Source organism: Kribbella sp. NPDC048915, assembly GCF_040649595.1.
Classification (GTDB): domain Bacteria; phylum Actinomycetota; class Actinomycetes; order Propionibacteriales; family Kribbellaceae; genus Kribbella.
Genome location: NZ_JBEZFT010000023.1, coordinates 1 through 26575, shown reverse-complemented (window position 1 = coordinate 26575; position 26575 = coordinate 1). Strand labels below are relative to the sequence as shown.

Here is a 26575-nt window from a genome sequence, read left to right as displayed (position 1 = left end):
ACCGGGAGCTTGGGGCTTCGAGCCGGTGGAAGGTCAACCGAGCCAGCCGGGGCGGACCAGGCCGGTTTGGTAGGCGACCACGACGAGTTGGGCGCGGTCGCGGACGCCGAGCTTGATCATCGCGCGGCTGACATGGGTCTTGGCCGTCGCGGGGCTCAGCACCAGACGTGCGGCGATCTCGTCGTTCGACAACCCTTCGCCGACCAGTGCGACGATCTCCTTCTCGCGCTCGGTGAGTACGTCGAGTTCTTTGCTCGCGTGCGGCTGCCGCGAGCGTGAGGCGAACTCCGCCACCAGCCGCCGGGTCACACCGGGGGAGAGCAGCGCGTCCCCGCGCGCCACGACCCGGACCGCCTGCAGCAGCTCGACCGGCTCGGTGTCCTTCACCAGGAACCCGCTGGCGCCGACGCGCAGCGCCTCGAACACGTACTCGTCCAGGTCGAACGTCGTCAGGATCACCACATGGACGTCGGCCAGCTCCGGATCCTCGCCGATCTGCCGCGTCGCTTCCAGCCCGTCCGTCCCGGGCATCCGGATGTCCATCAGCACCACGTCGGGCTGTTCCCGGCGCGCCACCGTGACGGCCTCCGCGCCGTCGGACACCTCACCGATCACCGTGATGTCGTCCTCGGCGTCGAGCAACGACCGGAACCCCGCCCGGACCAGCGCCTGGTCGTCCGCCAGCAACACCTTGATCATGCGCGCGAGCCTAGATCACCGGCGGTCCGGTGGCACGGGGTTACGCGAGGCCCGCATCGTGCGCGAGCAGGGCGATCTGGGTGCGGTTGCCGAGCTCCAGCTTCGTCAGGATGTGCGAGATGTGCGCCTTCACGGTCGCCAGGCTCATGTACAGCTCGGACGCGATCTGGGCGTTCGCCTTGCCCTGCGCGACCGCCAGCAGCACGTCGTACTCCCGCGGCGACAGCCGGCGCAGCTTGTCCTGGGCGATCGTGTGCGCATCGGCCTGTGTCGCGGCGCGGTCCATCAGGCGGCGCGTGATTGCCGGCGAGAGGATCGGGTCACCGGCCGCGACTCGCCGTACGGCGTCCACGATCTGCGCCGGCGGCGTGTCCTTGAGCAGGAACCCGCTCGCCCCGGCGCGCAGCGCGTGCAGCACGTTCTCGTCGGTGTCGAACGTGGTCAGGACGACGACCTCGGGCGGATCGTTCCGCGCCCGCACCCGCTGCGTCGCGACGATCCCGTCGACCCGCGGCATCCGCAGGTCCATCAGCACCACGTCCGGGAAGTGCGCGTCGACGGCGGCCGGTACCTCGTCCCCGTCGGCGGCCTGGGCGACCACGGAGATCCCGTTCGCGCCGTCGAGCATCATCTCGAGGCTGGCCCGAACCAACGCGTCGTCGTCCACCACCAGCACCCGGATGTTCATGGGGGCCACGGTAGCGAGGCCGCCAGCCGGAACCCGCCACCGGGCGCCCGCCCGTGGTCGAGCGTGCCGCCGGCGAGCTGCACCCGCTCGGTCAGTCCGACCAGGCCGGTCCCGCTGCCCGGTGCGAGCGGTACGCCGTTCGACGCCGGATTGACCAGCTCGATCCGCAGCCGATCGCCTGGCCGGCCCTCGACGCGGACCGTGACCGGATGACCGGCGGCGTGCTTGCGGGCATTCGTCAGGCCTTCCTGCACGACCCGGTACGCCGTCCTGCCGGTTGCCGGTGGCAAGGACGCCGGATCCTTGACCTGATCCTCGTAGGCGATCGCCGTACCTGCCGCGCGGGATTCGTCGACGAGCGCACGGAGATCGGCGAACGTGGGCTGCGGGCGTCCCTCGTAGACGTCCTCGTCGCGCAGCACGTTGATGACCTCGCGCAACTCGTCGAGCGCCTGGTGTACGCCGGTGCGGATCACGCCGGCCGCCTTCGCGAGCTTCTCCGGCGACGAGTCCGGACGGTACTCGAGCGCGCCGGCGTACGTCGCGAGCAAGGACAGGCGATGCGCGAGCACGTCGTGCATCTCACGCGCCATCTTGGTGCGCTCCAGGGTCCGCGCCTCGGCGACCCGGCGGCCCTGCTCGGCCTCCGCGCGCCGGGCGCGTTCGCGCAGCGACTCGACGAGCTGACGGCGGGCCTGTGTGCCTTGACCCCAGCCGAGGAGTGCCGCGTGGACGACGACGTCCAGGACCGCGAACCACAGGAACGAAAGGGTGTTGATCGGTTGCCACAGGTTCTGGATCAGGTGGGCCACCGTGCTCGCGAGGGCGACCAGGAGAGCCGTGCGAAACGGGCGACGCAGGGCAACGATCAGCGTCGCCGCCGTGGCGGGCGGCGTCGCAGCGGGGGAGAGGGCGGCGAGTGCCGCCATCACGAGTGCGCCGGCTACCGGACGGCGGATCACCAACGGAACGAACGCGACCGCGACCAGGCCGATCGCGATGTCCCACAGCAGGAACTGCTGGTGCGCCGGATCGGGCAGCCGCCCGACGATCGTCAGCGCAACCAGCACGGCGAGCGCGACGGTCGCCATCACCTCGAACCGCCGCGTCACCGGCTGCGGCACACACTGCTCCATGCGGTCGAGCCTAGGTCGCCCGGCGTCCTCCCGACCACCGACCAAAGTCGTAGTCCCGCCGACTTCCGGCCGGGGCGATCCAGCTTCCCGGCCGATGCCGCGTGGCATTGCTTCACAGGAGAGTGATCGCAGCGACCACCAAGGGAGTAACGATGACGAACACGCAGCAGTCCACCTCGGCCGCCCCGATCACGCCGGCTCGTACTTCGGCCCGTGTTCCCGGTCGCAGCCGGCTGCTGGTCGTCGGGGCTGCCGCGCTGGCGGCGCTGGCGGACTGGCTGGTTCTCGGCCCGCTTGCCGGGATTTCGCTGGACGCCCGTCAGGGCGGCACGCAGCACATCGGCGCCGGCGCGATCGCCGTCTCGACCGTCGTCGTCGCCTTCGCCGGGTGGGGCCTGCTCGCGATCCTGGAGCGCCGTACACCCCGCGCCCAGAACATCTGGACCCTCATCGCCGCGATCGTCTGCACGACGTCGCTCTTCAGCCCGCTCGACTCCGGCATCGGCCTCGGTGCGAAGCTCGGTCTCGCGTCACTGCACCTTGTCGTCGGCGCGGTCGTGATCTTCGGCCTCCGCCGTACCACCCGCAGCGCCGCCGAACGGTGCTAACTGAGCCGCTCGGTAGAACCCTTGGATGTGCGCGGTCACCAGGTCGGCCGCGCGCTCCGGCTCCCCGGCACGCACCGCGGCGAGGATCGCGCGATGCTCCGTGCGGAGGCCGACCGCCGTGGCCTCCCAGTCCGGCAGGTTCGGTACGGCGGCCAGCACGTACCCGTGGATCGCCGACCGCAGCGACGTCATCACCGCCGCGATCAGCACATTGCCCGCCAGCGCCGACAGCGCGACGTGGAACTCCGCGTCGAGCACATGGAACTCGTCCGGCGACAACGTGCTGTCGTCCATCCGGTCGAGCAGGTCCTCCGCGGCCTTCAGTTCGTCCGCCGGCAGCGCCCGCGCCGCCGCCTCCCGCGCGGACCAGGACTCCAGCAGCAGGCGGGTCTGGACGACGTCCCCCATCGGCAGGTGGTTCGTCGCCAGGTGCAACCGCAGTACGGCGGTCAGCGGCGACACCGGCTCCGCCACGATGACCGCACCCGCCTCCGGACCGGAGCCGGTCGCGGTCCGCACCACGCCCATCGCCTCGAGCACGCGGACTGCCTCGCGCACAGAGGGCCGGCTGATCCCGAGTTGCTCGGCCAGCGCGCGCTCGCCGGGCAACCGCCCGCCGATCCGCAGCCGCCCGGCCGCCAGGTCGGCCTCGACCCGGTGCAGGACCAGCTCGTAGTTCTTCACGTGGACACCCTATCTGTGTGGTCGGACCACAGGGTAGGGTGTGGTCCGACCACAGACTCGACCGGGAGACCTGATGACCGATCGCCAGCTGCCCAAATGGTCGGAGTTGAAGCCGCTGCTGCGGCCCAAGCCGATCACGGTGAACCCGACCGAGCGGCGCCTGGAGAAGGCGCTGACCATCGCGGACCTGCGCACGATCGCCAAGCGCCGGACCCCGCGCTCGGTGTTCGACTACACCGACGGTGCCGCCGAGGCGGAGATCAGCCTGCGCCGGGCCCGCCGGCTGTTCGCCGAAATGGAGCTCCAGCCGTCGATCCTGCGCGACGTCTCCGAGATCGATCTCGGCACCGACATCCTCGGCCGGCGCTCCGAGCTGCCGTTCGCGTTCGCGCCGACCGGCTTCACCCGGATGATGAACCACGAGGGCGAGAGCGCCGTCGTGAAGGTCGCTGAGCAGGTCGGCATCCCGTACGCGCTGTCGACGATGGGCACCACGTCGATCGAGGACGTCGCGGCCGCGGGGCCGAACGCCCGCAAGTGGTTCCAGCTGTACGTGTGGAAGGACCGCACGGCGGGTGAGGACCTGGTGAAGCGATCGGCCGCCGCCGGGTACGAGGCGCTGATGCTGACCGTCGACGTACCGGTGGCGGGCGCGCGGCTGCGCGACGTCCGCAACGGGTTCACGATCCCGCCGTCGCTGACCGCGAAGACCGTGCTGGACGCGTCACTGCACCCGGCCTGGTGGGCGAACCTGCTGACCACGCGGCCGCTGACGTTCGCGTCGCTGTCCTCGTGGGACGGTACGGTCGCGGAGTTGCTCGACAAGCTGTTCGACCCCACGATGACGATCGACGACCTGAACTGGCTACGCTCGATCTGGGACGGGCCGCTGATCGTGAAGGGCATCCAGACCGTCGACGACGCTCGCCGGGTCGTCGATGCCGGCGCGGACGCGGTTGTGTTGTCGAACCACGGTGGTCGGCAGCTCGACCGGGCGCCGACGCCGCTGCGGATCCTTCCGGACGTCCGGAAGGCGGTCGGGGATTCGGCGGAGATCTACCTCGACACGGGCATCATGTCGGGCGCGGACATCGTCGCCGCGATCGCGCTGGGCGCGGACGCCTGCCTGGTCGGGCGGGCGTACCTGTACGGGTTGATGGCCGGCGGGCAGCGCGGCGTCGCCCGGGCCGCGGAGATCCTGACCAAGGAGGTACGGCGGACGATGGCGCTGCTCGGTGTCTCCAAGGTGGCGGATCTGAATCCGTCCCACGTGCGGCTGCCCTCAGTGCGTTAGATCGGCAGCGTGGCCGTGATCCGGAGGCTGCCGGTTGGGGTGCGGTTGGCGGTCAGCGTGCCCCCAAGCGCAGTGGCGCGCTCGCGCATGCCGGAGATGCCGTTGCCTTCGTTGGGGGCGCCGGCGAGCGATTCGCCGTTGTCGTCGACCTGTAGCACGAGCGCCCGCTCGCCGTACTGGATCCGCACCGTCGCCGACGTCGCCCGCGCGTGCCGTACGACGTTGGTCAGCGACTCCTGCACGATCCGGAACGCGGCGCGGTCGAGCCCGGTCGGCAGTGGACGGGGGTCGCCGTGGACGATCTTGTGCACCTCGAGCCCGGCCCGCTCGGTCCGGCTGATCAAGTGGTCCAGATGATCGAGCCCCGCGACCGGTTGGCGGGGCGCCGACTCGTCGGACTGCCGCAGTACGCCGACGATCGACCGCAGCTCGACCAGCGCCTCCTTGCTCGCGTCCTTGATCGCGGACAGCGCCGGGGCGGCCTGCTCGGGTTGCCGATCGACCAGGTGCAGCGCGGTGGAAGCCTGCACGTTGATCAGCGAGATGTGGTGGGCGACGACGTCGTGGAGCTCCTGGGCGATCCGTAGCCGCTCCTCGCCGGCGCGGCGCAGCTCTTCCTCTTCGCGTGTCCGGGCCGCGGCCAGCACCCGCTCGCGGTGCGCGCGGAACAGTTCGGCGAAGACGCCCAGGACCACGAAGCAGGTACCGACGAGCAGGACCTGGTAGATGCCCTCCTCGTTGATGCCGAGGATGATGCGGCCGCCGACGTGGGCGACGTACAACGTGATCAGGCCGATCCAGCCGGCCAGTCGGTGACCGAGGCGGATCGTGCGGAACACCGCGATCACGAACGCGAAGATCACCGGGCCCCACGGGTATTCGCGGAGCATGTAGATCAGCGACGAGACGATCGTTGCCCACAGCACCAGGATCGGGTGGGTGCGCAGCCAGTACAGCGAAAGCGCGCCGATCAGCAGCAGCACGACCATCAACGCGTCGGGCGCGCGGCGGTCCGGTTGACCTTGCGAGGCGCCGAACGTGCCGACCACGGAGAACACCGCCAGCGCCACGGGCAGGATCGCGCGGCGCAGGCGTGACCCGATCGGCGGGGCCGGTGCAGTCGTGCTCACAGTACGGAACCGTAGAGGGCGTACCCGGGTGGTGTCATCGTCGCCACGGAGTACTTCGGCCTGCGCCCTGTGCGGTAGTTCAGTACTTGACCTTGTAGATCTTTTCCTCGTACGCCGGGCCGTAGTAGTCCTCGAGCGTCGCGAGGTCGTCGTTCGGCCGCTCCAGCGCCTTGGCGATCGTGGCCCGCTTGGCGACGGCCTCGGGGTTCCAGGTCTCGGGCTTCCAGAGCTGCGAGCGCAGGAACGCCTTCGAGCAGTGGTGGAAGATCTCCTCGATCTCGACCAGCAGTGCGAGCTGCGGACGGTTGCCCTTGACGATCATGTCGTCGAAGAACGGCGCCTCGCGGACGATCCGGGCGCGGCCGTTGATCCGCAGCGTGTCGCCGCGGCCTGGCAGGAAGTAGATCAGCCCGACGTGCGGGTTGGACAGGATGTTCGCGAACCCGTCGACGCGCCGGTTGCCGGCCCGCTCCGGGATCGCGATCGTGGTGGAATCCAGCACCTTGGTGAACCCGGCCGGGTCGCCCTTGGGGGAGACGTCGCAGGTGCCGTCGGCCGCGGACGTGGCGATCAGGCAGAACGGCGAGGCGGCGAGCCAGTCACGATCCAGGTCGTGCAGCTCCTTGCGCTCCTTGCCGGCCGCCGCGGCCAGCGGCTGCGGGACGATCTCGCGCAGTTCGTCGTACGTCGTGACCTCGACCAGTCCGGGAATTTCCATCAGGCGACGCCCTCCTCTACCAGCGACGGCAGGGTGTCCTCGTTGACGGCCCTTGTCCGCGCAGCCCATCGTACGGCGGGACCAGTCGCGCAACTGGTCCCCAGGAACAGTGCACCGACCACCAGCCAGCCGATCGGACCCCAGCCGAGGACGACCGTCGTGAGCATCGCCGGGCCCAGCATGCGCGCGATCGCGGGGCCGGTACCGAAGAAGCCCTGGTACTGGCCCTGCTTGTCGGCGGGAGCCAATCCGAAGCTGATTTCCCAAGCGCCGGACGCCAGTTTCATCTCGCCGAAGGTGAGGAGCGCTGCGGCGAGGATCAGCACTGCTGTGGTGACCGCAGCGCTCAGGCCTGGTGCTGCGGTGGTTGCGAACACGGCGCAGGCGGCGAGCATCGCGATCCCGGCGTACCGGACGGATCGTGCGGCGGTGCGCAGATCCTTGACGCCCTTCGCGACGCGGACCTGGAAGAACGTGACGCCGATGGTGTTGACGATCATCAACGAGGCGACGACCCAGCTGGGTGCGTTGGTGCGGGTGACGATCCAGAGCGGGCCGATCAGGCTGATGAGCGGCATGAACAGCAGCATTACCGCGTTGATCAGCGCCAGGACGGCGTACGGGCGATCATGCAGCACGGCCAGCCGCGGTTCGCCCGCAGTACGGCGGGTGGTGGCGATCGCCGGGACCCTGTGGAGCAGCCTTGCGGCGATCAGGAAGCTGAGGGCATCGACCGCGAACACGACCAGGTACGCCGTTTCGCTGTCGAACCGGAGCGCGACGCCGCCGAGGAGCGCGCCGAGCGCGAGTCCTGCGTTGGCTGTGGACTGGAGGAAGGCGCGGATCCTGGTCCGCTCGGCGGGGGCGACGAGGCCGGCGAGCAGCGCCTGTCGCGCTGCGGTGAGGCCGGTCTGGCTGCAGGCGTAGACCAGTGCGGCGGCGAGGAAGCCTGTGAAGCTCCGGACCGCCAGGAAGCTGGCGACCGCGGCGGCGGTGGTCAGGGCCAGCAGGACCGCCGTACCGCGCGCTCCGCGGCGATCCGCGAAGTTGCCCAGCGGGACGCCCGCGAGGAACCCGACCAGCCAAGCGATCGTCAGGCCCAGCCCGACCTGGGCGGTGGAGAGGCCGACGACCCGCGTGAAGAACAACGCCGAGGTGACGACGAACGCCCCGTCGCCGACCGAACTGGCCAACTGCGCCATCGCCAAGTCCCGCGGCGCTCCGGCCGGGGGAAGCATCTGCCCGAATCTCATGCCTGTGAGCCTAGGAGCGGAGCGGCCCACGGTGCAGATCCATTTCGCGGGAGAGAACTTGGGCCACTTTGCCCTGTGGACAACTCGGATCGGGGGTCCGGAACGCGGCATCTTTTCAGGTATGAGCTTCGAACATCTCGCCTCCAACTGGGCCGACCATCCACTCACCGATCCCGAGGTCACCGCCGACGCCATCGACTTGATGGTGAGCCTCGGCGACCGCCGCCGGGGCACGTTCACCGTGCTGATCTGCGACCCCGACGACCGCTACCGAGCCACCGTCGTCATCGAGTTGCCTCCCGACTGCCTGCCGACCGCTCACAACCCGAGACCCGGCTGGACCCCTGCCCAGCTCTGCGAGAAGGCCATGCATCCGATCATCCCGGCCGTCCACACGGCTCCCGGAACATCGCTCGTCCTGGCCCTGGGCCGCCCCGGCCCCCGCCATCTTCCCGACCTGGACACCCAATGGGCGTCAGCCGCCGCCACCATCTGCCGAGCGGCCGGCGTTCGGCTTCTGGGCTTCTATGTCGCCTCCAAGGATGGTATTTACCGCCCCGACGAGTTCGTCTCCACAGCCGCGTAAGTGTCGAACTACCGCACTCCGCGCGGCCGGAACTGAATACTGATCCGCGGTCCCACCCGGCCCGACGCCTTCGGAATCGCGTGCTCCCACGTCCGCTGGCACGAACCACCCATGACGATCAGATCCCCGTGCCCCAACGGATACCGCACCGTCGAGCCCACCTGCCCGCTCTGACCGCTCTGTCCGCTCTGACCGCCCGGCCGTGGTCGCAACGCAAGCACCCGAGGCTCACCGACCGACAGAATCGCGACCATCGTGTCCTCACGATCCCCGCGCCCGATCCGATCCCCGTGCCAGGCCACGCTGTCCCGCCCGTCCCGGTAGAAACACAACCCCGCCGTACGGAACGGCTCACCCAACTCGTCCCCGTAATGCCCACTCAACGCATCTCGCGCCTCGTCCAGGATCGGCAACGGCAGCTCGGCGTTCTCCCCGTAGAAACACAGCAACCGGGGAACGTCCACCACTCGGTCGTACATCTGCCGCCGCTCCGCCTGCCAAGGCACCTCCCGAGCCAGCCGCTCGAACACCTGATCCGCCCCCGTCAACCACCCCGGCAGCACATCAATCCAAGCGCCGCGCGACAACTCGGTGCGCGCAACCCCGTCCAAGGACCCCAACCCAGGATCCGCAAACGCATCCAGCAACGAGCCCTGAAGAGCACCCATCTCCCCACCATACCCGAAACTCGAACACCTGTTCCCCTGGTTCAGCCATCTGTTCGCCCCGCCCTCAGTGCCACTGACCCTTCCGAACCGCGCCGCCGTCAGTCTGCGTCGCTGGACGCTGTTCCCCCGCACGCCCACTCATTCCTGCCCACCTGCCCACCTGCCCACCTGCCGTGCCGGCCGCGCCGCATTCGTCGTACCTTCCGCAGCAACACCGCCGGGGCCCAGCCCAATCCACCCGCCGTCGATCGATGCGGTCCAGGGTGCCTGCGGCGGAACCGGTGAGGAGGCCGCCGTGTGAAGGTCGGCGAGAGCACGCCAACGGTTCTCGCGAAAGGGCATTTCACACGATGGCTCTGGATCAGTCTGCCCTGCTCGAGGTGCCCGAGATGCTCAAGTGTGGTGATGTCGAAGAACAAGTTCGGCAGGCCGCGACGACGATCTACCAGGCGTTGATCGAGGCCGAGCTGGCAGCGGTGATCGGCGCTGCCCCGCACGAACGGTCGCTGGAGCGGACCGCGCAGCGGGCACCGATTCAGGACGCTCACGACCACGGCCGGGAAACTGGAGTTACGGATCCCGAAGCTGCGCACGGGTCGGTCTTAGCGGCGTTGCTGGAGCGCCGCCGGCGGGTGGATCAGTCGCTGTTCGCGGTGATCATGGAGGCCTACCTGCACGGCACCTCCACGAGGAAGGTCGACGACCTGGTCAAAGCCTTGGGCGCCGACAGCGAAATCTCGAAGTCTGAAGTCAGTCGGATCTGTGCCGAGCTCGACGTCGAGGTCGCCGCGTTCCGGGATAGGTCGTTGGCCGACCAGCCGTTCCGCTATGTGTTCTTGGACGCGACGTACTGCAAGGCCCGTGTTGACCACCGGCGCCGGTCGCAGGAGCCGGTCGCTCGCGGTTTTACCTCGCGCATCATGTGTACGCCCGCCAAGTCACGTGCTGCAATCGCCTCACGTATGCGGGCGCTGCCGGTCGACTCCGTGGCCGCGTGACCCTGCCGCAGCGCACGACCGTTCCCACCTGGGCCGGCGAACGCCCGCAGCGACCAATCTTCCGCCGGCTACCGCCATTCCTGGGGTGAAGATGATTCGTCTTATGTGCAAGGGATTTTGTTTGTCAGCGGACTTGGGCGCTGGCCGCTGATGCCGTAGACTCGAATGCATGTTCGAAAATGATCTCAGCGAGCTCCCGACGCGCGACCTCCTGGAGGCTGCGGCGGAGTGTCGCGCCATCGCCGGCCGGGCTGATGCGCGCGTGCTTGAGTGCGCTCAGATCTTCGCCGACCGCACCGCTCCGGCGGCGCACGGCCTCAAGTCAGCTCAGCGCGCGTACGACGGTAGAGAGCGAGCAGTCGTGCTAGGAGGCGAGGGCTGCCCCGAGATCGCCGAGTTCGCCATCGCCGAATTCGCCGTGGTGCTTGGAGTTTCGCCAGGCGTTGGACGTCAGATCCTCGCCGACGGCCTAGCCCTGCGCCACCGCTTCCCGCAGATCTGGGAACGCATCCAGACCGGTGAAGCAACCCCGTGGAAGGCCTGCCAGATCGTACGGTCGTGCGTGAAGCTGTGCCATGTGGCCGCCGCGTACGTCGACCGTCGAGTAGCGCCGCTCGTCGATACGATCTCGCCGTACCGCCTCGACAAGATCGTCGCCGCCGCAAAGAAGTACGCCGACGCCGAACTGGCCGAGGAAGAAGCCGCTGAGGCGACCAAGGAGCGAGGCGTCTTCATTGGCCGCGCCGACGACCATGGCACCAAGACCATGTATGTGAAGGCCGCCGCGTCCGCAGTCAACCGTCACAACGCCACGATTTCTGCGATCGCGGACGCGCTCCAAACGTTCGGCGACAGGCGCTCGGTTCAGCACCGCCGCGCCGAGGCGATCGGCATCATCGCCGATCCCACCTTCACACAAGAGCTCCTCACCCGAGCCCAACTCGCCGGCCCCACCAACACGTCAAGGCCGGCGACCAAGGCCAATGCAGCCGCAGACAGCACGGGTAGGACGAGGACCAGCCCGGAGAACACGGCCAACCCCGCGAGCACACCCAGTCCGGCGAGCACGAGTGACGCGACCCGGACTGCAACCGCAGCCGGCGCGGCGAGCGACGCAAGCGCGGCCGCGACGGGGTGCGCGGGCAGCGCCGATGGCATGGCCGAGGCGTCGCGCGCGGGCGCGTCGCCGCGCACGTCGCCGGGCATGCCGAGTGCGGCGAGCGAGGCGAGTGCGGCGAGATTCGCGAATGCAGTCGGTGCAGCGGGTGCAGCGGGTGCAGCGGGCACAGCGGGCACGGCGGGTACAGCGGGCGCAGCCGCGGGGCAGGATTCGTGTGCGGCCACCAAGGCGAAGGCGCCTGGTCATTCCGGGCGCGGCGACTCGGTTGAGGAGGACCTGCTGCAGTCGGACCCACATGAACCTGTTGGTCCGCCGGAAGATCCGTGGCTGGAGGCGTCCGCGCCGCACGATCCCGACATACTCGTCGATCGGTTCGACGACTTCTCACCCGATCCGCATCCTCAGACCGACGAGGAGCGGCCGATGGATGCCGCTGCGCTGAAGGCGCTCCATACACGGTTGGCGCAGATCAGACAGGACGCCTATGCCAACCCCTCAAGGAGCGGTGTCGAGCGACCCAAGGGACAGGTGTGCCCGCGACGGACCGACGTGGTCGTACACCTCACCGATCGAACTCTTGCCACCGGCACCGGCGTGGTGCGTGCCGAGGGGATCGGTCCGCTGCTGGCCGGACAGCTGGCCGAGCTCATCGGGTACGGACCGTACGTGGTGAAGCCGGTGATCGATCTCAACGACGCGGTGAGCGTCGACGCGTACGAGATTCCCACCCGGATCCGCGAGCGTGTGCGCCTGATGCACCCGGTCGAGCTCTTCCCGTACGGCACGCGCGAGAGCAGTGACACCATCGACCTCGATCACATCGAGCCGTACGACCCGCTCGGGCCGGCAGGCCAAACCAGTACGGGCAATCTCGCGCCGTTGGGCAGGTTCGGTCATCGGGTGAAGACGCATGCCCGTGGATGGTCGGTGCACCGGATCGACTTCAAGACGCTGGAATGGGGTACGCCGCATGGGTTCAGGTTCCGCGTCGGGCCGGACGGCACATACGGGGTGGACCCTTCCGTGGACAAGACTGCGGTCATCCGACGAGCCGGGCTGCCTGGAGGATGAATGTCGCGCGTCGTGATCCGGAACGTGTCGGTGCTGGTTGTACCCGAGCACGGGGAGTGCCGCGTCGATGATGCGCGCGACATCCTCGTCGAGAACGGCCGCATCGTCGCGGTCGTGCCCAGCGCAAGCCGCGGTGCAGGGGACTTTGGGGGTGTGGGGGTCGAGGTTGTTGATGGGACCGGGTTGGTGGCGGTTCCTGGGTTGGTGAATTCGCATACGCACAGTCCGATGGTGATGATGCGGGGTGCGGCTGAGGATCTGGCGATTGAGGATTGGTTCAACCAACGGATCTGGCCGATGGAGGTGAATCTGACGCCGGAGCGCGTGCGCGTGGGTGCGAGGTTGGCGTGTGCGGAGATGTTGCTGGCGGGAGTGACCACGTTCGTCGACCACTACTTTCACGCCGACCAGATCGCGGAGGCGGTGATCGAGTCGGGGATCCGGGCGGACCTGGCGCCGACGTTCTTCTCGTCGGCGGGCGCGGACGCGATCGACGCCGCGTTCGAGCAGACCCGTGAGCTCGCGGGCAGGCATCCGCGCATCACCGCGAGCCTCGGACCGCACGCGACGTACACGGTGACCGACGAAGACCTCCGACGTGCGGCGGACTTCGGCAGAACGAACCAGTTGAGGATCCACCTGCACGCCGCGGAGACCGACGACCAGACCCAAGCGTCCATCGACAAGCACAGGGTCACGCCGATCCAGGTCCTCGAGCGCACCGGTGTGCTCGATGCGGGCGCGCTCATCGCGCACGGTTGCGGCATCCGACCCGAGGACCTCCCGATCCTCCAGCGGTACCCGAGGACGACGGTCGCGTCCTGTCCGAAGGTGTACCTCAAACTCGCGATGGGCGAAGTCACCCCGATCAGGGGACTGCGTGCAGCGGGCGTCGAGGTCGGCGTCGGTACGGACGGAGCCGCCGTCCACAACACGCTCGACGTCTGGGAAGCGCTCCGCATGGTCGCCCTCACCCAAAAGCAACGCGAGAATGACGCCACCTGGATGACCCTCGACGACACCCTCCGCCTGGCGACCCGGGGCAGCGCGGCAGCAGCCGGTCTACCCGACGAGATCGGCGTGCTCGAGCCGGGCCGTCAAGCCGACATCGTCCTGGTCGACCTGAGCGCGCTCCACCATCAGCCGGTGCACAACCCCAAGGCAGTGCTCGTCTACTCCGCGAGAGCCTCCGACGTCGTCACCGTCCTCGTGGCCGGCCAGGTCGTCGTCCGCGACCGCGAACTCACCAAGATGAACCTCGACGAGGTCCTCGCCGACGCGCAGGCCCTGGCGCACACCCTCGTCGACCTGTCCCGAGGAGGTGCCGTCCAGAACTACGCACCGTGATCAGACTCACAGCAGATCCACGCCCGACAGCGACAGCCCGATGACGCGCCGTGTCGAAATGCAAAGATCGCGTTGAGTAACCCGACCAGTGTGATTCGGTGGCCCGCAGCCGGGGGAACCTAGTCCTGCCGGGGGTTGTTAGTTGCTGTCTGCAAAGGTGGGGGAGCGGTGGGTGACGCCGTCAGTTTTCCTCTGGTCCTGGGTACCGGACACATGGCACGATCGGCCACCGAGGCACCACAGGGGACTGGGACGAGTGAGGCTGTATGAACGGGCGGACAGCGCAGGATAGCCGGCTCCCGATCAACGGGAGCTCCACAGCAAACGGCATCAACGGTCACGTTCCGCAACCGACGCCTGACCCGGATCCGCCCTCGGAGTGGCAAGCCGGTCGGCCGGTCGGCGAGATCCAGCTGGACAAGCCAAACGATCAGCCGGGTGAGCCGACCTGGCTCGCGGAGGTCCGTGACCGCCCACGCGAGGCGCCCAGTACGACGCTGCGCCAGTTCAACACGCCTGTTCGGGTGGACGAGATCGCGGTAGCGGCGATGACGCTCGCCGAGGATCTGCACGCGGCGACGCAGAACATGCCCGAGTCGGTCGAGCTGCGCAGGTTCCGGCGCGAGCTGGACCAGGCCGCGACGACCTTCCGCGATCTGGCGAGCAAGCTCGAGGTGACGGCCGGCAAGCTGGTCCGCCTCGCCGCGAACGAAGGCCAGACCTGTGGCGTCGGCTGGGGGGTCTGCCCCGAGCACGGCCTGACGCTGATGAACGTCGGTGACGCCGTCACCTGCCACGTCCTCGGCTGCGGCCGGGAGAACGTCGGCGAGGTGGAGCGCTGCGAGCACCCGGTCGCGTACCGGGTCGTCGACGCGGCCGGCCCGGCGCTGCTCACCTGCACCGGCCACGCCATCGCCTGCCGGCTGTACTTCGACAACCCGGTCATCACGGCCACCGCCGACAGTATGGAGCTGTTCTAAACCACCGGGGGAGTAGGACGGACGGATGTCACCGGCGCCAAGCCCTTGAACATCCGCCCGCCGTCGTGGGTCAGCCGGAGGTAGTAGTCGGCCGAACACGCCGTACCGTCCTCGTCGAGCGCCCGGATGCCCGACCCGGCAGGTACCCACGCCCCCGTCTCGGCGGTCTTCGCGATCTGGTTGCCCTCGTTGAACTCGTCGAACATCGAGATGTACAGCCCTTGCACCCCGACCCGTGTGAGGTTGTAGAACTGCCGCCACATCAGCTCCCCGTGGTGACGATGCCCGGACTGCAGATCGCCGGGAATGACGCACGGCTGGTAGTCGATCCCCAAGGCATCGCACTCGGCCTGGTCCTGCTGGTTGACGTTGTTGTAGTAGTGATCGGCGCCCGCGAGGTCGCTGATCCGGCCGACCATCCACGGCGACAGCATGTTGAACGCGTGATACACCGCCGAGTACCCGGGCCGTGAGTCCTCGTTGCCCGGTCGCCAGTGTGTCGGTACGCCGCCGATGACGTAGCAGCCCTGCGCCTTGAACCAGTTCACGACGTCCAGGCACACGTCGGCCGGCCACGCCTTGTTCGCCTCGTTGAACCCGAAGCCCCAGATGCAGACGACGGGTTTGCCGTTCTGCCGCGCGTACGCCGGTGATGACGGGTAACGCTCATCTTCGCCGTCCAGTCCGCCTTCAGCTCCGACTGCATCGACGTCCAGGCGGTCGCGTCGTACATGATGTAGAACTTCCGGCCGTACTGTTCCGCGGCCTGCCGTACCTTCACGGCCATCGCGTCGCGCGTCGGACCCTCGCCGCCGGTCGGATTGAACCGCTGCAGCGCGACCGTGTCACACCCGTGCTGCTGCATCCACGCGAAGTGCGTGTTGACGGTCTGCTGGTCGTACGACGAGAACACCCGAGCCGGCTGCCCGTTCCCGAGGTTCCCGTACGCCGTCTGGTACGTCGACGTGAAATCGCGGACGTCGGGCCAACTGACGATCGCCGTGTTCGACGGTGACGGTGGTTGTGACCAGTCCCGGCTCCAGTGCCACCACCCGTTGATCGGCGCACCGTCACCGGCGCAGGCGAACCAGCCCTGATAGCCGACCGTCACCTTTCCGACCACGTCACCCGGCGGGCTCCCGGCGACGGCCGAGGCAGGGGCCGCAGCAGCGGGCGTCTGGGTGGCGCCGACAACAGCAGCTGCGCCGGCGAGCAAGGTACGGCGGGAAATGGTCATGGCAACGGCTCCTCGTGGGGGCGGACAGGAGGAAAGCCAAACGAGCGTATGAAACCCGACAAATCCCCGCAAGAACTCGACTGTTGCAGGCTCTTGACGACCGCATCGCCCACACTTAGTTTGTTGGTTCAACAGACAAAGTCGGGAAGGGGGTACCCGGGTGTCGCTGACCGATGGTCGCCGGCCGGGGAGCCGGGGGGTTGCCGCCGATCATGTCTCGTTGCGGCGCAACAACCTCTCGGTCGTCCTCCGGCACGTCCGCGACCTCGGTCCACGCTCCCGGGCCCGCATCGCCGCGGAGACCGGCCTCAACAAGGCGACCGTCAGCAGCCTGGTCGCCGAGCTCGTCGACCGCGGTCTCCTCCGCGAGGGCTCCGCCGACGCCACCCGCGCCCTCGGCCGACCGGGCCAGCTGGTCGAACTCGACGGCACCGGGATCTGCGGGGTCGGCGCCGAGATCAACGTCGACTACCTGGCCGTCGCGGCGTTGGATCTCGGCGGCGAGGTCGTCTTCGAGAAACGGGTGCCGAAGGACATCGCGCACCTCGATCCGAGTACGACGCTCGACCGGCTGGCTGCCCTGGTGAGCGAGGCCGTGGCGGCGGTGGAGTCACGCAACGGCCAGCTGGCCGGTGTGACGCTCGCCGTACCCGGGCTCGTACAGGCGAATACCGGCGAGCTGAAGCTGGCGCCGAACCTCGGCTGGGGCGAGCTGTCGGTTGCCCAGGAGATGCGCGCCCGCCTCAACGACCCGACGTACCCGCTGCACGTGGACAACGAGGCCAACCTGGCCGCACTGGCGGCGTACGCCGAACTCAGAAGGACCGAGCAGGAATCGCCGCACGACCTCGTGCTGCTGACCGGGGCCGTGGGGGTCGGTGGCGGCGTGGTGACCGGCGGGCATCTGCTCCGCGGCGGTGGCGGCTACAGCGGTGAGGTCGGGCACATGCCGATCGCCCCGCCGGGACGGACCTGCGGGTGCGGGCGGACCGGTTGCTGGGAGACCGTTGTCGGCCTGACCGCACTGTTGCACAAGGCAACCGACAGCGACGACCCGGTCCGGGATCCGTCGCTGGACGTGGAGCAACGGCTGGCCGGGATCACCCGGCGGGCCCTTGCGGGGGACAAGCGGACGCTGTCCGCGCTGAAGGACGTCGGCACCTGGCTGGGGATTGGGGGAGCGATCCTGGTGAACATCCTGAACCCGGACGTGCTCGTACTGGGCGGCTACTTCGCCGTCCTCGGGCCGTGGCTGAAAGAACCTCTGGAGCAGGCGATCCGCGACCACGTGATCGCCCCGGACGGCGGCGGGTGCCGCGTGGTCCGGTCCGAGCTCGGCTTCGCGGCGGCCGTCCGCGGCGGCGCGGAGATCTCGCTGGACCAGGTGTTCGTCGACCCGACCCGGATCGGAGTCGCCTCATGACCGACCTGCTGACGATGACCGGAATCGTGAAGGAGTTCCCGGGCGTCCGCGCCCTCGACGGCGTCGATCTCGACGTCCGCGCGGGCGAGGTGCACTGTTTGCTCGGGCAGAACGGCGCCGGCAAGTCCACCCTGATCAAGGTTCTCACCGGCGCCCACCAGCCGGACGCGGGTGCGATCCGGATCAACGACGAACTCGTGCACCTGACCAGCCCCACCGCGGCGATCCAGCGCGGTATCGCCGCGATCTACCAGGAACTCGACCTGGTCCCCGAACTCAGCGTCGCCGAGAACATCTTCCTCGGTCACGAACCGTCCCGCTACGGCTTCAGCCGCATCCACGAGGCGAACGCCCGCGCACGCACGATCCTGCAAGGCCTCGGCCACGGCGAGATCCCTGTGCACCGAACCGTCGGTTCGCTGCCGGCCGCCGGGCAGCAGATCGTCAGTATGGCGCGCGCACTGTCCCGCGACGCCCGGCTGATCGTGATGGACGAGCCGTCCGCGGTCCTCGACCCGGAGGAGGTCGGCAACCTGTTCCAGGTGATCCGCGGCCTCAAGGACCGTGGTGTCGCCGTCATTTACATCTCGCACCGGCTCGAGGAGATCCGCGAGATCGGCGATCGCGTCACGGTCCTGAAGGACGGCGCGACCGTCGCGACCGGCCTGGACGCCCGTGAGACACCGACCAAGGAACTCATCCAACTGATGACGGGCCGGTCGATCGAATACGTCTTCCCGCCACGCAACGAGGTCACTCAGGACGCGCCCGTCGTACTGGAGGCACGAGGGCTGAGTCGGCCCGGAGAGTTCGAAGGGATCGACTTCGAGGTACGGGCCGGGGAGGTCCTCGGGCTGGCCGGACTGGTCGGATCCGGGCGTTCCGAAGTACTCGAGACCGTGTACGGCGCGCGCCGCCAGGCGACCGGAGTGGTCCGGGTCAACGGCGTCGTACTGCCGCCCGGACGCGTCCAGGCAGCCGTCAAAGCGGGTGTCGGGCTCGCGCCGGAGGAACGCAAGAGCCAGGCGCTGCTGCTCGACGAGGCGGTGTACAAGAACATCACCGTGTCGACGCTCAGCCGATTCGCCAGCACAGGTTTCCTCAACAACCGCGCCGAGCGGGAAGCGGCCCGCAACCTGGCGGAAGCGCTCGACGTCCGCCCAGCCGGCGTGGATCAACCGGTACGCAACCTGTCCGGCGGCAACCAGCAGAAGGTCGTACTCGCACGCTGGCTGCTGCGCGACTGCCGGGTGCTGCTGCTCGACGAGCCGACCAGAGGTGTCGACGTCGGCGCCCGCTCGGAGATCTACGGGCTGATCCGGCAACTGGCGTCCAACGGGGTCGCGATCGTGCTGGTGTCCAGCGAAGTCGAAGAAGTGCTCGGTCTGTCCGACCGGGTCGTCGTCCTGCGGGAGGGGCGGGCCGTCCACACCGGACCCGCGCAAGCCATCGACGAGCACCAGGTTCTCGACCTGGTGATGGAAGGAAGTGCCAGGTGATGAGTGAGGACATCACGACGACATCGACCCAGGAAACCGTCACTCCGCCCGCCGCCCAACGCTCCGCCGGCATCCTGCAGACCGGGTTCGGCCGCAACCTCGGTCTGGTCGTCGCGCTGGTGCTGCTCTGCATCGTCGGTGCGATCACCGCCGGGGACACGTTCGTCACCGGCGCGAACCTGCTGACCATCCTGCGGCTGGCCGCCGTGATCGGCGTGGTGAGCGTCGGGATGACGTTCGTGATCACCGGCGGCGGTATCGACCTGAGCGTCGGCGCGATGGTCGCGCTGGCGTCGGTGTGGGCGACCACGCTCGCGACGCAGCAAATGGCGACCGACTACCACTGGATCTTCATGGTCAGCACCGCGCTCGTGGTCGGCTCGGCGTGTGGTCTGGTCAACGGTCTGCTGGTTGCCTACGGCAAGGTTGTACCGTTCATCGCGACCCTGGCGATGCTGGCCGCCGCCCGCGGTCTGGCGGAGATCATCTCCGAGCGCAGGACCCAGATCATCACGGTGAACTCGTTCGTCGACTTCTTCGGCGGCTCACTGATCGGCGTACCGGTGCTGGTCTGGATCTTCGTGCTGGTGGCCGCGGCCGGCTGGGTGCTGCTGAACCGCACCACGTTCGGCCGCCGGACCTTCGCGGTCGGCGGAAACGCCGAGGCGGCGCGGCTCGCCGGTATCAAGGTCCAGCGGCACACGGTCGCGCTGTACGTGCTCGCCGGGCTGTGCTGCGGTATCGCCGCGGTGATGCTGATGGCCCGGACGACCACCGGGAGCTCCACCCATGGTCAGCTCTACGAACTCGATGCGATCGCTGCGGTGGTGATCGGCGGCACGCTGCTGTCCGGTGGCCGCGGCACGATCGTCGGCACCGTGTTCGGCGTGCTGATCTTCACGACGTTGAACAACGTCTTCACGCTCAACAACCTGAGCATCTCCGCCCAGTCGGTGGCGAAGGGCGCGATCATCGTGATCGCCGTCCTCCTCCAGCAACGGCTGGCGCGTCGTGGTACCAGCTCATAGAAGGAGGACAAGGATGTCCAGACGTTCCGCCCGAACACTCGTGATCGCGGGGCTCAGTGTGCTCGCACTGGCCGCGTGCACGAGCAACACACCGAAGGCCGAGGAGAACTCCGGAAACCAGCCGGCCCAGCAGGCGGGAGTGAAGAACGACGAACCCGGCCAGAAGGTCCGGATCGGGTTCTCCGCGCCGGCCGCCGACCACGGCTGGATGGGTGCCATCACCAAGGCCACCCAGGCCGAGGCGAAGAAGTTCTCCGACGTCGAGCTGATCGTCGCCGAAGGCACCAACGACGTGAACCTGCAGATCAGCCAGGTCGAGACGTTCATCAACCAGAAGGTCGACGCGATCGTCCTGTTGCCGTTCGACGGGGCCGCGCTCACCCCGGTCGCGATCAAGGCGATGGAGGCCGGCATCCCGGTGGTGAACGTGGACCGGGAGTTCGACAGCCCGTTCGCGGCCCGGACCACGATCCTCGGCGACAACCACGGGATGGGCGTGTCGGCCGGCACGTACATCTGCGAACAGCTGAAGGGCAAGAAGGACGCGGTGATCGCCGAGATCGCCGGAATCGACTCGCTGCCGTTGACTCAGGACCGCAGCCGGGGCTTCAAGGAGGCGCTCGCGGACTGCGGCCTCACGGTCAGCAACCGGGTGGCCGCCGAGTTCACCGTCGAGTCCGGAGAGAAGGCCGCCGCCAACCTGCTCCAGGCCGCGCCGAAGATCGACGCGATCTGGAACCACGACGACGACCAGGGGGTCGGCGTGATGGCCGCGATCAAGAACTCCGGCCGCAAGGAGTTCTTCGTGGTCGGCGGCGCCGGCTCGGCCAACGTGATGCGGGACATCAAGTCCGGCAACTCGTTGCTGCGGGCCACCGTCATTTACCCGTCCACGCAGGGTGCCGACGGCGTCCGGCTGGCCCGGCTGCTGGTGCAGAAGAAGGCCCTCGGCGACCTGGTGGAGGTCGAGGTGCCCCGGCAGGTCCGGCTGTACGCGCCGGTGGTGACCAAGGACAACGTGGACCAGTACCTGCCGACCGCATTCGAGAGCTAGAGCAAGGAGAACCATGGAGAACCTGGGCATCGGCCTGATCGGCTACGCGTTCATGGGTGCGGCCCATTCGCAGGCCTGGCGGAGCGCGCCGCGCTTCTTCGACCTGCCGCTGCAGCCGGCGATGAACGTCCTCGGTGGGCGCAACGCCGAAGCCGTCACGGCGGCCGCGGCGAAGCTCCGCTGGAAGGACACCGAGACCGATTGGCGCAAGCTGATCGCTCGCGACGACGTCCAACTGGTCGACGTGTGCACACCGGGCGACAGCCACGCCGAGATCGCGATCGCCGCTCTGGAGGCCGGCAAGCACGTGCTGTGCGAGAAGCCGCTGGCCAACACCGTCGAGGAGGCCGAGGCGATGACCGCCGCGGCGGAGGCGGCCAAGGCGAACGGGATCAGGTCGATGGTCGGGTTCACCTATCGCCGGGTGCCGGCCATCGGCCTGGCCCGGCAGCTGGTTGCCGAGGGCAAGCTCGGCCAGATCCGGCACGTCCGCGCGCAGTACCTGCAGGACTGGATCGCCGACCCCGAGGCGCCGCTGTCGTGGCGGCTGGACAAGGAGAAGGCCGGTTCGGGCGCGCTCGGTGACATCGGCGCGCACATCATCGACCTGACGCAGTACATCACCGGCGACACGATCGGTGAGGTCAGTGCGCGGCTCGAAACGTTCGTCAAGGAGCGCCCGGTCGCCGCGGAACACTCGGGCCTGGCCGGTACGGCGGGCACCGAGCGCGGACCCGTGACCGTGGACGACGCGGCGGTGTTCCTCGCGACCTTCCGGTCCGGTGCGCTCGGCGTGTTCGAGGCGACCCGGTTCGCCACCGGCCGCAAGAACGCGATCCGGATCGAGATCAACGGCAGCCTCGGCAGTCTGGCGTTCGACTTCGAGGACATGAACCTCCTGCACTTCTACGACGCCACCGAAGACCCGAGGACAGCCGGCTTCCGCCGCATCCTCGCCACCGAACCCGCCCACCCGTACGTCGCCGCCTGGTGGCCGCCCGGCCACCTGCTCGGCTACGAGCACGGGTTCACCCATCAGGTCGTCGACCTGGTCACCGCGATCGCCGAAGGCGCCGATCCGGAACCGTCGTTCGCCGACGGGCTCCGCGTCCAGCGCGTGCTGGCCGCGGTCGAGGCCAGCTCGGCATCCCACCAATGGCAGGAGATTCCGGAATGAGCAAGTACACCCCGACCAAGGACGACAAGTTCTCCTTCGGGCTGTGGACCGTCGGCTGGCAGGGCGTCGACGTGTTCGGTACGGCGGTTCGCCCCGCGATGGACCCGGTGCACGCGGTCGAGAAGCTCGCCGAGCTCGGCGCCGCCGCCGTCACGTTCCACGACGACGACGTCGTACCGGACGACGCGACCCGCGCCCAGGTGCTCGAACGCTTCACCAAGGCCCTGGCCGACACCGGCATGGTGGTCGAGATGATGACCACGAACCTGTTTGCGCACCCCGTCTTCAAGGACGGCGGTCTGACCGCCAACGACCGTCAGGTACGCCGGTACGCGCTGGCCAAGGTGCTGCGCAACGTCGACCTCGCGGCCGAGCTGGGCGCGACGACGTACGTGCTGTGGGGCGGGCGTGAAGGTGCGGAGTCCGGCGGCTCGAAGGATGTGCGTGCCGCGCTTGATCGATACAAGGAGTCGATGGACCTGCTGTGCGCGTACGTGCGTGAGCAGGGGTACGACATCCGGTTCGCGCTCGAGCCGAAGCCGAACGAGCCGCGCGGCGACATCCTGCTGCCGTCGATCGGGCACGCGATCGCGTTCATCAACGACCTCGCCGACCCCGAGCTGGTCGGCATCAACCCCGAGGTCGGGCACGAGCAGATGGCCGGGCTGAACTACGCCCACGGCATCGCGCAGGCGCTGTGGCACGGGAAGCTGTACCACATCGACCTGAACGGGCAGCACGGTCCGCGGTTCGACCAGGACCTGCGGTTCGGTGCCGGCAACCTGCGCGAGGCGTTCTGGACAGTCGACGTGCTGCAGGGCTCCGGCAACCAGCCGGCGTACGACGGCTACATCCACTTCGACTACAAGCCGCCGCGCACCGAGGACGAAGAGGGTGTCTGGGAGACCGCGCGCGGCTGCATGCGGAACTACCTGATCCTGCGCGACAAGGTGCAGGCGTTCCGCGCCGACCCGGAGGTCGCCGAGGCACTGGCCGCGGCGCGGGTCGCGGAACTGGCCGAGCCGACCCTGGCCGAAGGCGAGTCGCTGACCGACCTGCGCAACGCGACGTACGACCCGGACGCCCTGGGCGCGCGCGGTCTGGCGTTCGAGCGGCTCGACCAGCTGGCGATGGAGCACCTGCTCGGCGTGCGGTAATTCGGAATTCGGGAGCTGGTGAGGAGGACAGAATGGCTCGACCGATCACGTTGTTCACCGGCCAGTGGGCCGACCTGCCGTTCGAGGAGGTCGCCCGGCTGGCGTCGTCGTGGGGCTACGACGGACTCGAGATCGCCTGCTGGGGCGACCATCTCGACGTCCGGCGGGCCGCCGACGACCCGGCGTACGTCCAGGACCGGCTGGACATCCTGGAGAAGTACAACCTGAAGGTGTGGACGATCTCCAACCACCTGCTCGGGCAGGCGGTCTGCGACGACCCGATCGACCAGCGGCACAAGGCGATCCTGCCCGCGCACATCTGGGGCGACGGCGACCCCGAAGGTGTGCGGCAGCGGGCCGCCGAGGAGATGAAGACGACCGCGCGGGCCGCCCGGGCGCTCGGTGTCGACGTCGTGGTCGGGTTCACCGGGTCGTCGATCTGGAAGACCGTGGCGATGTTCCCGCCGGTGCCGCCGGAGATGCTCGAGGCCGGGTACCGGGACTTCGCCGACCGGTGGAACCCGATCCTCGACGTCTTCGACGAGGTCGGCGTGAAGTTCGCGCACGAGGTGCATCCGTCGGAGATCGCGTACGACTACTGGTCGACGACGGCGACGCTGGAGGCGATCGGGCACCGCGAGGCGTTCGGGCTGAACTGGGACCCGTCGCACTTCGTCTGGCAGGACCTCGACCCGGTCGGGTTCCTGTGGGACTTCAAGGACCGGATCTACCACGTCGACTGCAAGGACGCGAAGCGTCAGGTCGGCAACGGGCGCAACGGCCGGATGGGCTCGCACCTCGCCTGGGGCGACCCGCGGCGCGGCTGGGACTTCGTCTCGACCGGGCACGGCGACGTCCCGTGGGAGGCGTGCTTCCGGATGCTGAACTCGATCGGGTACGACGGCCCGATCTCGGTCGAGTGGGAGGACGCCGGCATGGACCGCCTGGTCGGCGCCGCCGAAGCCGTGCAGTTCGTGCGGTCGCTCGCCTTCGACCCGCCGACCGCGTCGTTCGACGCAGCCTTCTCGTCGTAGTAGACGCCGTGGCCCCGGAGGCAGGTCCTCCGGGGCTAGGCTCGGTCTCGTGAGTTGGCCGGAGGCACCGGTGTTGCCGCGGCCCTGGATCCTGCGGCAGCGGTGGGTTGATCTGACCTTCGTGCATTGGGCGGTGGATTTTTCGGGCTGCCGTACCGGTGGGCGCGGATGAGTCATGAACGGTACGGCGCGCACCACACGTACAGGTCGACGGTGAAGGGCTCAGGTGCTCGTGCGCTCGTCGGCGTGGAGATGGGGCAGCGGCTGGTCGCCGGTCCACTCGACGAGTTCCTGACCGCCCGCTGGGGTCTGCACGTCCAGCGGGCCGGGCCGACCTGATACCTGCCGAACCACCATCCGCCGTGGACACTCAACGCGGCGACGATCACCGCGTTGGACGTCGATGAGCTGCTGGTCTCCGTCGGACTCGTGCCGCCAGGCAGCCCGTCGGATCACGTGGCGTTCAGCGCCGGCGTGCCCGCGAAGTTCGGCGTACCGATCACCCTGATGCCATCAGGTGGGCGGTTTGGTGGGTGAGGGAGGGGACGGGGATCTGGCGGGACCAGCGGTTGATTTCGGTGGCGAGCGCCTTCGAGCCGGCCGCGTCTGCTTCGTCGCGGAGCAGGACCGCCAGCAAGGTCTGCTGCGCCAGAGCGCCCAGTAGGTGGCCGACTTCCTGGCGGAGCTCGGTCGAGCGCTCCCAGTGTTTCCGGGCGAGCTCAAGATCGCCGGCGGTGTGGGCATGGTCGCCGAGGTGGCGCAGGGCGTAGGAGATGAGAAGGCGGTCGTCGGTCTTCTCGCCGAGTTCGAGCGCGGTGGTGTAGTGGATGAACGCTTCGTCGGAGCGGCCGAGGAGGTTGTCGGCCAGGACGCCGGCCCAGAAGTGGACAGCGCCGAGGCGGCGGTCGTCCGGGGCCTGCTCGATCAGCCGCTGCGCCCGCAGCGCAAGCTCGGGACCGCCTTCCCGAGACCCGAAAAGCGCGACGCCGTAGTCGTTGCGCCACTTGAGCAGTTCGACGTCCCACCCCTCCATGACCGCGTCGACGGCCTCCAGGGCAGCAGGGGCGTCCGTGGTCTGCTGAGCGAAATCCCGGTCGACCGCGACCTCGGCCGCCGCGAGCGCCAACGTACTGCGCTCCGCCGGAGCATCAGGGTGAGTGGACTGCAACAGTTCGGTGGCCGCGGCCCACTGACCAGCGCGCATGAGATGGAGGGCGGCAGTGGCAACGGCATCGGCGGCAACGTGGCTCATGCCGCGAACGGTATTTCGACGTCGAAATATTTGACAACTAACCTTCACTCGCTGAAAAGTTTGCCGGGTGAAGGACTTCGTCGACGCGCATGTCGATCTCTGGGCCGGGCAGCACGATCTCGATCGGGAGGTCGAGGGGATCGCCGTGCGGCTCCAGGTACTGACGCGCCACCTGGAGCGTCGGCGGGAGGCGGTGCTGGCGACGTACGACCTGCAGCTGTGGGAGTTCAAGACGCTGCACATGCTGCGTCGGGCCGGTACGCCGTACCGCGCGACGCCGGGGGAGCTGGCCAAGCAGCTGGGGATGTCCGCGGCCGCGCTGACGAACCGGATCGACGCACTCGAGCGGCGCGGATTCGTCGAGCGGACGCACGACCGCGACGACCGTCGGAAGGTCATGGCGACGCTGACGCCCACGGGCAACCAGCTGTGGCAGCGGGCGATCGGCGAGATCGTGAAGGTCGAGAAGGAGCTGATCCACCACCTGCCCGCCGCCGACCGCACCCGGCTCGACGACCTGCTCCGGCGGCTCGTCCTGGTCACCGAGAAGAACGATCGCCCGGCTGGCAAGGTGGGGTAACCGGCTCTTGTGACCGGTCTGTGGGTGGGTCCGGGTGAGCGAGTCGGCGTGCGCTGAACCCACCGCGCACGTTCCCGCGCGGTGGGTTCACCCATCGTGTTGTGGGTTCCTGACCCGTGTGAAGGGTGCGGAACCCACAACACCGTGGGTGAAC

General features: G+C 68.7%; 26 protein-coding genes and 1 pseudogene. 16 read left to right on the top strand and 11 right to left on the bottom strand.

Annotation, left to right across the window (positions count from 1 at the left end):
* Positions 1-33: 33 nt before the first annotated feature.
* From AB0B82_RS14895 to AB0B82_RS14885, 3 genes are read right to left on the bottom strand one after another with little or no spacing between them, the layout of a single operon-like run.
* On the bottom strand, positions 34-699 hold the full coding sequence (locus AB0B82_RS14895) for a response regulator transcription factor (protein ID WP_360167243.1): 666 nt from the start codon (positions 697-699) through the stop codon (positions 34-36).
* 40 nt (positions 700-739) lie between these two features.
* Positions 740-1387: a response regulator transcription factor gene (locus tag AB0B82_RS14890; RefSeq protein WP_360167240.1), complete on the bottom strand. Its 648-nt coding sequence runs from the start codon at positions 1385-1387 to the stop codon at positions 740-742.
* The gene (locus tag AB0B82_RS14885) at positions 1384-2523 is read right to left on the bottom strand and encodes a histidine kinase (RefSeq protein WP_360167237.1); all 1140 of its coding nucleotides are present in this window, start codon (positions 2521-2523) and stop codon (positions 1384-1386) included. Before AB0B82_RS14885 ends, AB0B82_RS14890 begins: the two co-directional genes overlap by 4 nt.
* 152 nt (positions 2524-2675) lie before the next feature.
* On the opposite strand from AB0B82_RS14885, the gene AB0B82_RS14880 reads away from it, so the two are divergent.
* On the top strand, positions 2676-3131 hold the full coding sequence (locus AB0B82_RS14880; RefSeq protein ID WP_360167234.1) for a DUF6069 family protein: 456 nt from the start codon (positions 2676-2678) through the stop codon (positions 3129-3131).
* Here AB0B82_RS14880 and AB0B82_RS14875 read toward each other — a convergent pair.
* On the bottom strand, positions 3054-3815 hold the full coding sequence (locus AB0B82_RS14875) for an FCD domain-containing protein (protein ID WP_360167231.1): 762 nt from the start codon (positions 3813-3815) through the stop codon (positions 3054-3056). The two genes, AB0B82_RS14880 and AB0B82_RS14875, sit on opposite strands and share 78 nt — an antisense overlap.
* 73 nt (positions 3816-3888) lie before the next feature.
* On the opposite strand from AB0B82_RS14875, the gene AB0B82_RS14870 reads away from it, so the two are divergent.
* Positions 3889-5109 (top strand): alpha-hydroxy acid oxidase, encoded by a 1221-nt coding sequence (locus AB0B82_RS14870; RefSeq protein WP_360167228.1) that lies wholly within the window; start codon positions 3889-3891, stop codon positions 5107-5109.
* Here the strand turns inward: AB0B82_RS14870 and AB0B82_RS14865 are convergent.
* The 3 genes from AB0B82_RS14865 to AB0B82_RS14855 all read right to left on the bottom strand — a co-directional run bounded on the left by AB0B82_RS14865 (position 5106) and on the right by AB0B82_RS14855 (position 8210).
* On the bottom strand, positions 5106-6239 hold the full coding sequence (locus tag AB0B82_RS14865; RefSeq protein ID WP_360167225.1) for a sensor histidine kinase: 1134 nt from the start codon (positions 6237-6239) through the stop codon (positions 5106-5108). The genes AB0B82_RS14870 and AB0B82_RS14865 overlap by 4 nt on opposite strands.
* A gap of 79 nt (positions 6240-6318) precedes the next feature.
* Positions 6319-6957: a pyridoxamine 5'-phosphate oxidase family protein gene (locus AB0B82_RS14860; protein ID WP_360167222.1), complete on the bottom strand. Its 639-nt coding sequence runs from the start codon at positions 6955-6957 to the stop codon at positions 6319-6321.
* Positions 6957-8210 (bottom strand): MFS transporter, encoded by a 1254-nt coding sequence (locus tag AB0B82_RS14855; RefSeq protein WP_360167219.1) that lies wholly within the window; start codon positions 8208-8210, stop codon positions 6957-6959. Before AB0B82_RS14855 ends, AB0B82_RS14860 begins: the two co-directional genes overlap by 1 nt.
* Before the next feature lie 121 nt (positions 8211-8331).
* On the opposite strand from AB0B82_RS14855, the gene AB0B82_RS14850 reads away from it, so the two are divergent.
* Positions 8332-8796, top strand: a complete 465-nt coding sequence (locus AB0B82_RS14850; protein WP_360167216.1) for a hypothetical protein — start codon at positions 8332-8334, stop codon at positions 8794-8796.
* A gap of 8 nt (positions 8797-8804) precedes the next feature.
* On the opposite strand, the gene AB0B82_RS14845 is transcribed toward AB0B82_RS14850, so the two are convergent.
* Positions 8805-9464: an alpha-ketoglutarate-dependent dioxygenase AlkB gene (locus tag AB0B82_RS14845; RefSeq protein WP_360167213.1), complete on the bottom strand. Its 660-nt coding sequence runs from the start codon at positions 9462-9464 to the stop codon at positions 8805-8807.
* A 389-nt stretch (positions 9465-9853) separates the two neighbouring features.
* On the opposite strand from AB0B82_RS14845, the pseudogene AB0B82_RS14840 reads away from it, so the two are divergent.
* The 4 genes and pseudogenes from AB0B82_RS14840 to AB0B82_RS14825 form a co-directional block, all read left to right on the top strand.
* A pseudogene (locus AB0B82_RS14840) lies at positions 9854-10330 on the top strand (transposase); the annotation flags it as partial.
* A gap of 301 nt (positions 10331-10631) precedes the next feature.
* Entirely contained in the window at positions 10632-12653 is a 2022-nt protein-coding gene (locus AB0B82_RS14835; RefSeq protein WP_360167210.1) for a hypothetical protein, read from the top strand.
* Positions 12654-14000 (top strand): amidohydrolase, encoded by a 1347-nt coding sequence (locus tag AB0B82_RS14830; RefSeq protein ID WP_360167207.1) that lies wholly within the window; start codon positions 12654-12656, stop codon positions 13998-14000.
* A gap of 266 nt (positions 14001-14266) precedes the next feature.
* Positions 14267-14980 (top strand): hypothetical protein, encoded by a 714-nt coding sequence (locus AB0B82_RS14825; protein ID WP_360167204.1) that lies wholly within the window; start codon positions 14267-14269, stop codon positions 14978-14980.
* Here the strand turns inward: AB0B82_RS14825 and AB0B82_RS14820 are convergent.
* Entirely contained in the window at positions 14977-15528 is a 552-nt protein-coding gene (locus AB0B82_RS14820) for a hypothetical protein (RefSeq protein WP_360167201.1), read from the bottom strand. The genes AB0B82_RS14825 and AB0B82_RS14820 overlap by 4 nt on opposite strands.
* Entirely contained in the window at positions 15525-16217 is a 693-nt protein-coding gene (locus tag AB0B82_RS14815; protein ID WP_360167199.1) for a hypothetical protein, read from the bottom strand. Before AB0B82_RS14815 ends, AB0B82_RS14820 begins: the two co-directional genes overlap by 4 nt.
* A gap of 220 nt (positions 16218-16437) precedes the next feature.
* Here AB0B82_RS14815 and AB0B82_RS14810 point away from each other — a divergent pair, with 220 nt between their 5' ends.
* The 8 genes from AB0B82_RS14810 (at position 16438) to AB0B82_RS14775 (ending at position 24928) form a co-directional block, all read left to right on the top strand.
* Entirely contained in the window at positions 16438-17640 is a 1203-nt protein-coding gene (locus AB0B82_RS14810) for an ROK family transcriptional regulator (protein WP_360167196.1), read from the top strand.
* The gene (locus tag AB0B82_RS14805) at positions 17637-19139 is read left to right on the top strand and encodes a sugar ABC transporter ATP-binding protein (protein ID WP_360167193.1); all 1503 of its coding nucleotides are present in this window, start codon (positions 17637-17639) and stop codon (positions 19137-19139) included. The genes AB0B82_RS14810 and AB0B82_RS14805 overlap by 4 nt, the downstream gene beginning before the upstream one ends.
* On the top strand, positions 19139-20167 hold the full coding sequence (locus AB0B82_RS14800; protein WP_360167190.1) for an ABC transporter permease: 1029 nt from the start codon (positions 19139-19141) through the stop codon (positions 20165-20167). Before AB0B82_RS14805 ends, AB0B82_RS14800 begins: the two co-directional genes overlap by 1 nt.
* A gap of 13 nt (positions 20168-20180) precedes the next feature.
* On the top strand, positions 20181-21221 hold the full coding sequence (locus AB0B82_RS14795) for a substrate-binding domain-containing protein (protein WP_360167187.1): 1041 nt from the start codon (positions 20181-20183) through the stop codon (positions 21219-21221).
* A 13-nt stretch (positions 21222-21234) separates the two neighbouring features.
* Positions 21235-22398 carry a Gfo/Idh/MocA family oxidoreductase gene (locus tag AB0B82_RS14790; RefSeq protein WP_360167184.1) on the top strand — a complete coding sequence of 388 codons (1164 nt, stop codon included), beginning with the start codon at positions 21235-21237 and terminating at the stop codon, positions 22396-22398.
* A complete protein-coding gene (xylA, locus tag AB0B82_RS14785) occupies positions 22395-23555 on the top strand; it encodes a xylose isomerase (RefSeq protein ID WP_360167181.1) in 1161 nt (386 codons plus the stop codon). Before AB0B82_RS14790 ends, xylA begins: the two co-directional genes overlap by 4 nt.
* Positions 23556-23587: 32 nt before the next feature.
* Complete coding sequence (locus tag AB0B82_RS14780; protein WP_360167178.1) at positions 23588-24589, top strand: sugar phosphate isomerase/epimerase family protein; 1002 nt, start codon at positions 23588-23590, stop codon at positions 24587-24589.
* Between the two features lie 168 nt (positions 24590-24757).
* Complete coding sequence (locus tag AB0B82_RS14775) at positions 24758-24928, top strand: hypothetical protein (RefSeq protein WP_360167175.1); 171 nt, start codon at positions 24758-24760, stop codon at positions 24926-24928.
* Between the two features lie 160 nt (positions 24929-25088).
* Here AB0B82_RS14775 and AB0B82_RS14770 read toward each other — a convergent pair whose 3' ends face one another.
* Positions 25089-25841 carry a tetratricopeptide repeat protein gene (locus AB0B82_RS14770; RefSeq protein ID WP_360167172.1) on the bottom strand — a complete coding sequence of 251 codons (753 nt, stop codon included), beginning with the start codon at positions 25839-25841 and terminating at the stop codon, positions 25089-25091.
* A gap of 67 nt (positions 25842-25908) precedes the next feature.
* Between AB0B82_RS14770 and AB0B82_RS14765 the strand changes: the two genes are divergently transcribed.
* Entirely contained in the window at positions 25909-26421 is a 513-nt protein-coding gene (locus AB0B82_RS14765; RefSeq protein WP_360167169.1) for a MarR family transcriptional regulator, read from the top strand.
* The last annotated feature ends 154 nt before the right edge of the window (positions 26422-26575 follow it).